5 protein-coding genes are annotated in these 8,744 nt (G+C 64.7%); all 5 read right to left on the minus strand.

What is annotated here, in order from left to right:
• Positions 1-479: 479 nt before the first annotated feature.
• Complete coding sequence (locus ACULPM_RS10825; protein ID WP_445331533.1) at positions 480-785, minus strand: hypothetical protein; 306 nt, start codon at positions 783-785, stop codon at positions 480-482.
• 13 nt (positions 786-798) lie between these two features.
• On the minus strand, positions 799-1,506 hold the full coding sequence (locus ACULPM_RS10830; protein ID WP_445331534.1) for a hypothetical protein: 708 nt from the start codon (positions 1,504-1,506) through the stop codon (positions 799-801).
• A 118-nt stretch (positions 1,507-1,624) separates the two neighbouring features.
• On the minus strand, positions 1,625-4,897 hold the full coding sequence (locus ACULPM_RS10835) for a hypothetical protein (protein ID WP_445331535.1): 3,273 nt from the start codon (positions 4,895-4,897) through the stop codon (positions 1,625-1,627).
• A 266-nt stretch (positions 4,898-5,163) separates the two neighbouring features.
• Positions 5,164-6,348 (minus strand): FprA family A-type flavoprotein, encoded by a 1,185-nt coding sequence (locus ACULPM_RS10840; protein ID WP_445331536.1) that lies wholly within the window; start codon positions 6,346-6,348, stop codon positions 5,164-5,166.
• A 134-nt stretch (positions 6,349-6,482) separates the two neighbouring features.
• Entirely contained in the window at positions 6,483-8,558 is a 2,076-nt protein-coding gene (locus ACULPM_RS10845; protein ID WP_445331537.1) for an elongation factor G, read from the minus strand.
• Positions 8,559-8,744 lie beyond the last annotated feature (186 nt).

The raw sequence follows: 8,744 nt of genomic DNA on the forward strand, positions 1-8,744 counted from the left end.
CCGCCACGTCCCTGCCCGTCATGCTCGCCATCGCGACCTCCCTACGCCGTCGTGCCCCTCGCTGCGAGCGTACGCCGGCGACCGGACAGAAACTCAGGGGCTATGCTTCTCGTTAGGGGCCACATTCAACGTTATCTGAAGCCTAGGCTGGGGGAAGGCGGTGGCCAAGGGCGGCCGCGCTGATCTCCGACGCGACGGGCGCCGGGCATTTTTTGCAATCAGGGGGATAGTGCGAAGAAAGCGGCCGCCGGCCTGCAATCAGGGGGATAGTGCGAAGGCCATCTTGGCCTCAGGTGCCCATTTTGGCGGGTCCCTGATTCGGTCCAGCTACAAAATGCCTGTTGGCGATTCGTCGGCTACTCGCCCGGTGCCCCAGAACCCTTCGCACTATCCCCCTGATTGCAGGACGGACGCGATTTTTTACGCACTATCCCCCTGATTGCAGGAAACGCGCCGCCATTGAGCGGGGCGACTGGGGGCTAGATGACCGGGCCCGTATACGGGTGCTCCATCTCGTGCTTTGCAGTCTCCTCGCTCACAGGGCCGAACAGCTCCTCCCTCAGCTGCCTCCTGCGGTCGAGCATGTGCTGGGATGCGGGGCGCCTGTAGATCCCAAGGGTCTGGGCGAGCTGCGTCATGAAGCCGTTGAGCTCGTCATTCATTTTCAGAACGTCGTTCATGAGCCTCATGACGCGATAGCCCTCGCTCTCGAAGGCGCGTCGGCGGCGCTCGTCGCGGTTCATCGCTGCGGGCGTCAGGTGATACTTCTCGCTTTCGTACTCCAAAATCACCTTCTTATCAGGCCAGTAGAAGTCTGGGATCAGTGTCTGACCCCACGATGGCCTCAAGATGACTGGAGAGCCGGATCGTGGGATTCATCACGAAGCCGGGGAGGTCGAAGCCGCCCACCGAACGAGGCATCATGAGGATGATCGCAACGTCGGTCTCACGTGGGGAGTTGGAGTTTGGCACGACGCACCTGAGGGCGTCGGCCGCACTCCTTGACCCACGCGTGCCGGTCGCGCAGCATGAGCGGGCGTAACCCTTGAGCTCGCCGAGGTCGAGAAGCGGGCGGAGGTCCTGGACCGCATCCGACCTTTCGCCTGCCTCGAAGCCGTAGGTCCCCGTCATCTCGTATGCGATGCGCGCAAGCTCGACCGGGGTCGACCCGCGGGCGAGCTGCACCAGGACCGCAGGCATCCGACAGACCGCAATGTCGTCATCAATATAGAAGAGGCTATTCGCCGGCAGGGGCGCGGCGCACGAATGCGCCCGGATGAGCGGGCTCTTCATACGTGCCCCGACCTTTGGCGCGACGACGTCTATCGGGGCCTCGGCACCGAGCAGCTCAATCGCACGGCGCGCGAGGGAGGTCGGGGTCTGGGGCAGGCGGCCGTACGTCCTACCCACCGTCTCTGGCTCCTGGAGGCTGCTCGAGGCAACCCTCGCCGCGCGCCAGAACTCAATCGCAGTGTTGTACCCGATTATCAACGTCTGCTCAGCCATATATCATCCATTCCATGGTAGAAATACAGGTTAACTATATAGGATTCGCTGAGCAAGATAAAAAGAGGGGATCGCCCGGATATGGGCGACCCCCTCCGCTTCTCTTTCTGAGGAGCCTCTAGTCGACAGAACGCTTGCGCTCGAGGGCGATGCCGGCGGCAAGGGCAACGACGCCGGTCACTGCAACGCCGGCGAAGGCGACGGACGTCGCGTCCCCCGTCTCGGGCATCCCGTCTTTTGATCCTCGCGATCTCTTCTCGCCAGACGCATCCTTCTCGGTGGCAGGCTGGGCAGGGTTGTCATTCGTCCCGTCCTCGCCGGGCTTGTCGTCCCCCTTCTGGCTGTCATCGGGGTCGGAGGGATCGGAGGGGGTAGAGGGGTCGGTGACCTCTCCGCCGGGATTCTGCTCACCCGCCCGCTCGACGAACACAACGTTGGCGCGGTTCTCCTCGCCGAGGACATACCACTCGACACCATCAGCGCTCAGCGTACGGAAGGTGAGGGTGAGCTTTGAGGAGGGATCGATGCTGTAGGCCCCTTCGCCGAGCTTCCAGTCATCAACGCCAAGGTCGGCGGGGGTGAGGTCGGACGCGAGGGTAACCTCAACAGACCAAGTTCCATCGGCCTCCTGACGGACCTCGCCGATCTTCTCTACGTTGTCCTCCGAGAGGATGGCGCCGAAGCCGCCGTCGTCATAGGTCGAACCATCGGCGTTACGAACCTCGTAGGAGACGGTGCCTGCGACATCGAGCTCGTCTACGATGTCAAAGGCGGGGGCGGCGGGGGCGGCCTTCTCGACGAAGTGCAGCAGGGCGTAGCCGCCGTCCGCCATCGTCCAGGCGTTGGAGCCGCTCTCAAGAGCGAAGGTGACGGTGAGGTCGTTCTCCGCGTTGGGGTCGATGACCCAGCCGGCGGGGTCGGAGCCGTTGAGGAACCCAGCGAGCACGCCGTAGTCCGCGGCGGTGACGCCATCGGACTTGAGGGTCACCTCGACGGTCCAGCGGTCGGCCGCCTCGTCGTAGACGGGGGCGCTAACGGACTCAACGTTCTCGGTCTTGCCGATCGATGTGGAATTCTCGATGGTCTGGGTGGTCGCCATGTAGTGGACCGTGTGGTATGCGGCAAGGGCGGCGTCGAGGTCGAAGGCAACGGAGGGCTCGGCGGCCTTGCCCACGAAGACGAGATTGGCGCGGTCGGCTCCGGAGCAGTACCAGGTGGTGCCGTCGACTCCGTTCGTGCGGAAGGTCACCGTGAGCTTGGAGGCGTCCGCGTCGAGCTCGTACTCGTCGTCGTGCATCTGCCAGTTGGGGACGTTGTAGTCGTCGGGCGTGGCGTTGCCACTGAGCGTCACGTCCACCGCCCAGTTGCCGTCGGCATCGAGATAGGCCTCGCCGACCTTCTCGACGTTGGCGGACTGGCGGATGGTGGTGCCGTTGTCCCTGCTCGACGTCCCGTCCGCGTGAATGAGGTCATACGTCACGGTGCCGTAGGTGTTGAGCTCGTCGGCGACGTCGAAGGCGGGTGCGGTCTGCTCGACGAACACGACGCTGCCGTTGTTAGAGATGCCGTTGCTCTGCCAGGAGGAGTCACCTAGGACGCTGGTGGTCCACACGAAGGTCACCGTGAGCTTGGAGGCGTCAGCGTCGAGCGCGTAGGGCTTGCCCTGGGTCTGCCAGTCCTCGATGCCAAAATCGGACGGCTGGACGTCGGACTTGAGCGTCACGTCGACAGCCCAGTCGCCGTCGGCGTTGCGGTACGGCTCGCCGACCTTCTCGACGTTCTCGACCGAGCCGATGCTCGCGCGGCTCTCATACGCGCCGCCAGCCGCACGGCGAAGAGAGTAGCTGACCGTGTTCCTGTCGTCGACAACATCCGCGAGCGCGAACTCGGGCGCCTGCTCGTGCACGAAGTGCAGCAGGGCGTAGCCGCTCGTGGTCTCGTCCCAGCGAGAGTTTCCCTCGCGCAGCGTGAAGCTCGTGGTGACCTTGTTGTCGGCATCCTGGTCAACGACCCACTCCTCCGGATCGGTCCCGCCAAGGTAGCCGGTGGGCACACCGTAGTCGGCGGCGGTGACGCCCTCGGTCTTGAGAGTCACCTCGACAGTCCAGTAGTTCTTACGACTGGAGGCGTGAAAGACGGGCTCGCCCACCGAAACGACGTTGTCTGCGCTCGTGATGGCCGTGGCGTGCTTGCTCGAGCCGCTCGCGTAGTAGTGGACGGCGTTGTCGGCATCGAGGACATCGTCGATGTCAAAGGCAACTGTGGGCTCAGGCTTGTAGAACGTCAGACTCACAACGTCGGGATAGGTGTAATTCCACACCCCATCCGCATAGGCGAGCGTCATCGTAAGGTCAGACGCATCTGCCTTCAGGGCGTAGTCAGAGCCGTAGAACGCGGGCGGCTCGATGCCATAGTCGGCGAGAACGTTCTCCGATGCAACGGTCACATCGACGCAGCAGCCGCCATTCTTCTCGTAGACCTCGCCAACGCTCTCGATGGCACCTGCGGGAATGCTGACGCGGGCGCTGTAAGCCTCGCTACCATCCTCATTCAGAAGCGTGTAGTTCATTGCGCCCTCAATGCTGGCAACGTCCTGTTTGGTTGGAGCCGAGGGGGTCTGTTCGGGCTCCTGATACACGAACGTGCACTGAGCCCTGTCGGAAGCAAAGACCTGCCATGTTGTTGCCGTGGCATCGGAGGTGCTCGCCACAAACTGAAGCCTCGTCTCAGCGCTGGGGTCCATGACCATGTGGTCGGCATCATAACCCCTGAGATAACCCTCGGGAATGTTGTAGTCCGCAGCCGTTCCGGCCTTAAGGGTCACCGTGATGTCCCACCCGCCGCTCTCGTTCTGAACAGGCTCGGAGACGGACTCAATCATCCCATCGGGAATCTCGCTTGCGCGCAGGCCGTGACGGGCAGGTCTAAGAGATCCCGCGTCAATCTGGTAGCTAAGCACGGTCCCAACGACCTTGTCGAGGTCAAACTTGGGAGCTTCGCTCTGCTGGGCCATCTGCGGAGTGAACGCGGTCACAGAAGAGAGGGTCGGCGCGGCAACACTCTGCAGGGCACCCTGGCCGGAGTCCTTCTTCAGATCGTCAATCCCACTATCTTGAGCGTCGGCAACGGCCTCGGGGACCTGCGCATTGGAGCCGGCCTCGCCACCCTCGGCAGCGTCCTTCTCGGAATCGGCCGGAAGCTCCTGCTTCGCGACGGACGCCTCGTTCTTCTCAACAGGGATCTCCTCCGCAGGTGCGGCCGGCTCCTCGGCAGTGACCTGCTCCTCAGGCTGCTGACCAACACTCTCGAGTGCGTCTGCGAGCGCGGGCGCGGGCACCAGCGACATCGCGAGGGCGGCAGTCAGAACACCCGAAACAAGCTTGCTTCTCATGAAACTCCTTCCATGGCGTACGCCAACCGGACCCCAGACACACCTCGGTCCGCGGCCTTTCAGGAGATACTAAGAAGCGAACCCGCGTAATTTCGTCACGGGTCTATACGTGGAGGGTAACGTTGCGCAACATTTCTGTAATAATGTCATGTACAGAAGCCTGGCAGGCGGGAACTGCGACGGAGGGGCAGGCCGCCGCAGGAAAAGACCGCCCGGGAGCGGGGACGCTCCCGGGCGGTCGTTCTTCTCGCCTGGCGATTGCGGGCTTACGCCGTGAGCTCCTTCACGGCCTCGGTCGCGGCGGTGAGCTGCTCGTCAGAGGGAATCCAGTTGATGGCAAGGGTCTTCACCGGCATCTGGAAGCCCGCGGCCTCGAGCTCCTTGGCCACGTTGTTGGGACCCATCGGCGCCCAGCCGTAGGAGCCGAAGGCCAGGCCCACGCGGTTCTCGTTCTTGGGCGAGAGGCCCTTCATGTACGTGAGGAAGCTCGCCACCGTGGGCAGCATCTGGCTGTTAAGCGTAGGCGACCCTACGCAGACGTACTTGCAGTCCAGGAACACGTCCATGACGTTGGAGATGTGGTTCTCCTTGAGGTCCATGAGCTGCGCCGGAATGCCGGCGGCAAGGAAGCCGTCCACGAGCGAGCGGGCGATCTTCTCGGTGGAGTGCCACATGGAGTCGTAGACCACCACGGCGCGCTCGCGCACCTCGCCGGAGACAAAGCCCTCGTACGCCTTGAGGATGTCCTCGACGTGGCCGCGCCAGATGACGCCGTGCGCCGGGCAGATCATGTCGAGCGCGTCCGGGCCGAGGCCGCGCACCGCCTTCACGGCCGCGGTGGCCTGCGCGCGGTAGGGCTGCACGATGTTGGCGTAGTACTTGCGCGCCTGGTGCATGACCTCGCACAGATCGTTCTCGTCGTCAAAGCGGCCGGAGCTGGCAAAGTGCTGGCCAAAGGCGTCGTTGGAGAAGAGGATCTTGTCGTAGGCGTCATAGGTGACCATGTTGTCCGGCCAGTGGACCATGGGCGTCTGCACAAAGGTCAGCGTGCGCTTGCCAATGCAGAGGGTGTCGCCGGTCTTGACGCCGTGGTAGCCCAGGTCGCCGAAGTGCGCGGTCATGTTCTTGACGCCCTGAGGCGCGGAGCAGTAGATCTCCGCCCCGGGCGCGAGCTCGTGGATCACGGAGGTGGAGCCGGAGTGGTCCATCTCAACGTGGTTGGCAATGAGCACGTCGATCTTGGACGGGTCGATCACCGAGGAGATGCGCTCGAGGAGCTCGTCCTTGAAGGTGATCTTGGCGGTGTCGATGAGCGTGACCTTCTCGTCCAGGATGAGATAGGCGTTGTAGGTGATGCCGGCCTCGGTGGTGTACCCGTGGAACTCGCGCGCGTTCCAGTCGAGCGCGCCGACCCAGTAGACATCCGGCTTGATCTGAACTGCGGAGAGCATGGCTACCTCCTATTGATGAGCTGTGACGGAACGGCCTCAATCCTAGCAGAACGGGCGGTCGGCCCCGGGGAACCGACCGCCCGCGTGGGGGTCACGATGTCGCAGCGTGCAAAAGTGACTGTCCCTTTTGCACGTTACTTCTCGCCGGCGGCGCGGCGGGCGGCGTAGTCCTCCGCCAGGCGCTGCTGGATGTCGTGCGGCACCTGCTCGTAGCCGCTGACCTCCATCTCAAACTCGCCGGTGCCGCGGGAGAGCGAGCGCAGGCGGGTGGCGTAGTCGGTGACCTCGGCGTACGGGACGGTGGCGGAGATGGTGGTCTCGCCGGCCGCGGCGCCGGTGCCGGCCTCCATGCCCTCGACGCGGCCGCGGGAGGCGGAGACGTCGCCCATCACGGAGCCGGCGTAGCTCTCGGGCACGGTGATGCGCAGGTGCGCCATGGGCTCAAGCAGCACGGGCTCGGCCTGGCTGACGGCCTTCTGGAAGCCGATGCGCGCGGCGGTCTTGAACGCCATCTCGTTGGAGTCGACCGGGTGGTAGGAACCCTCATAGACGGCGCACTTGACGTCGATCATCGGGTAGCCGGCGAGCACGCCCTCGCGCATGGTCTCCTGGACGCCCTTGTCGATGGCCGGGATGAAGCCGCGCGGGATGTGGCCGCCCACGACCTCGTCCACGAACTCGTAGCCGGCGCCCGGGTTGGGCTCGATGCGCAGCCAGCAGTCGCCGTACTGGCCGGCGCCGCCGGTCTGCTTCTTGTGACGGCCCTGGGCGGAGGCAACGCGACGGATGGTCTCGCGATACGGAATCTTGAGCGCCACGGTGTGGGCGGTGATGCCCGCGCGGTCCTCAAGGCGGTCAAGAAGGACGCTGACCTGCGCCTCGCCGATGGCGGAGATGACGGTCTGGCCGGTGTCCTCGTCGCGCTCCACCTTGAGGGTGGGGTCGGCGTCCGCGGACTTCTCGAGGAAGGCGTAGAGCTTGCCCTCGGTGCCGCGCGCGTCGGGCTCGATGGCAATGCGGTAGAGCGAGTTGGGGAAGCGGAACTCGGCGGCCTCGACCTTGCCGGTGACGGACAGCGTGTCGCCGGTCATGGCCTCGAGCTTGGGAACCACGACGATGTCGCCAGCGGCTGCGGACTGGACGTCGGTGGTCTCCTTGCCGCACATCTGGTAGAGGTGGCCGAGGCGCTCGGACTTGCGCGTGCGGGCGTTGGTGAGCTCCATGCCCGGCGTGACGGTGCCGGCGAGGACCTTGAGGAAGGAGAGGCGGCCGTTCTGCGGGTCGTTCAGGGACTTGAAGGCAAAGACCACGGGGCGCTCGTCATCCTCGGAGATGTCGAGCTGCTCGCCGTTGACGAGCGGAATGCGGCCGAAGTCGGCCATCGTGGGGAACCACGCCACGGCGGCATCCATGAAGGAGATGACGCCCTCCTCGCGCACGCAGCTGCCGGCAAAGACGGGGACGAAGACGCGGTCGCGGATGGCCTTGGCGAGCAGACCCTCGAGCTCGTCCTGCGTGACCTCCTCGCCCTCGAGGTACTTCATCATGACCTCGTCGTCGGCCTCCACCACGAGCTCGGTGAGCTGGGCGCGAGCGGCCTCGGCGGCGTCTGCGAACTCGGCGGGAACGTCCTCGACGACGGGCTTGCCGTTCTCGAGGTGACGTGCCTTCATGTGGACGACGTCGATGATGCCCTTGAAGGCCTCCCCGGAGCCCATCGGGATGGTCACGGGCGCGAGGCTGTTGCCAAAGCGGTCCTGCAGCGCGGACATGGCGACGTCAAAGTCCGCATCCGGACGGTCGATGCGGTTGACGAAGATCGCGCGCGCGAGGCTCTGCTCCTCGGCGGCGTACCACAGGCGGGTGGTGATGGTGCCCGGGCCCGAGGCGGCGTCGACCATGAAGAGCGCGGTCTCGCACGCGCTCATGGCGGCGTAGGCGTCGCCGACGAAGTCGGGGTAGCACGGGGCGTCGAGCACGTTCAGGCGCGTACCCTCCCAGATGATCGGGGCAATGGAGGTGGAGATGGAGAAGCCGCGCTCCCCTTCCTCGCCGTCATAGTCAAGCGTGGGCTTGGTGCCGGCGTGGCCGCCGAGACGGGTGGTACGCCCCGTCAGGTGAAGCATGGCCTCCGCCAGCATGGTCTTGCCCACGCCGCCTTGGCCCACAAGGACCACGTTCTTGACCTTCTCCGTTCCCTTTGCAGCCATGATGCCTCCCTTGGACGGGGTCTGTGCACGATGTGACTCACCTTACCCACGTTTGGTCACGACGTTGCGCACATATCGGGCAGCGGGCGATAAGAACGGTGAGGGCGGGAGACAAGGGGGCGGGCCGCGCCACTGGCGTCAGGTTTATTTGGCACGCAAACCGCGCGTGCCAAATAAACCTGACGC

The organism is Thermophilibacter sp. ZX-H3, from assembly GCF_052599055.1.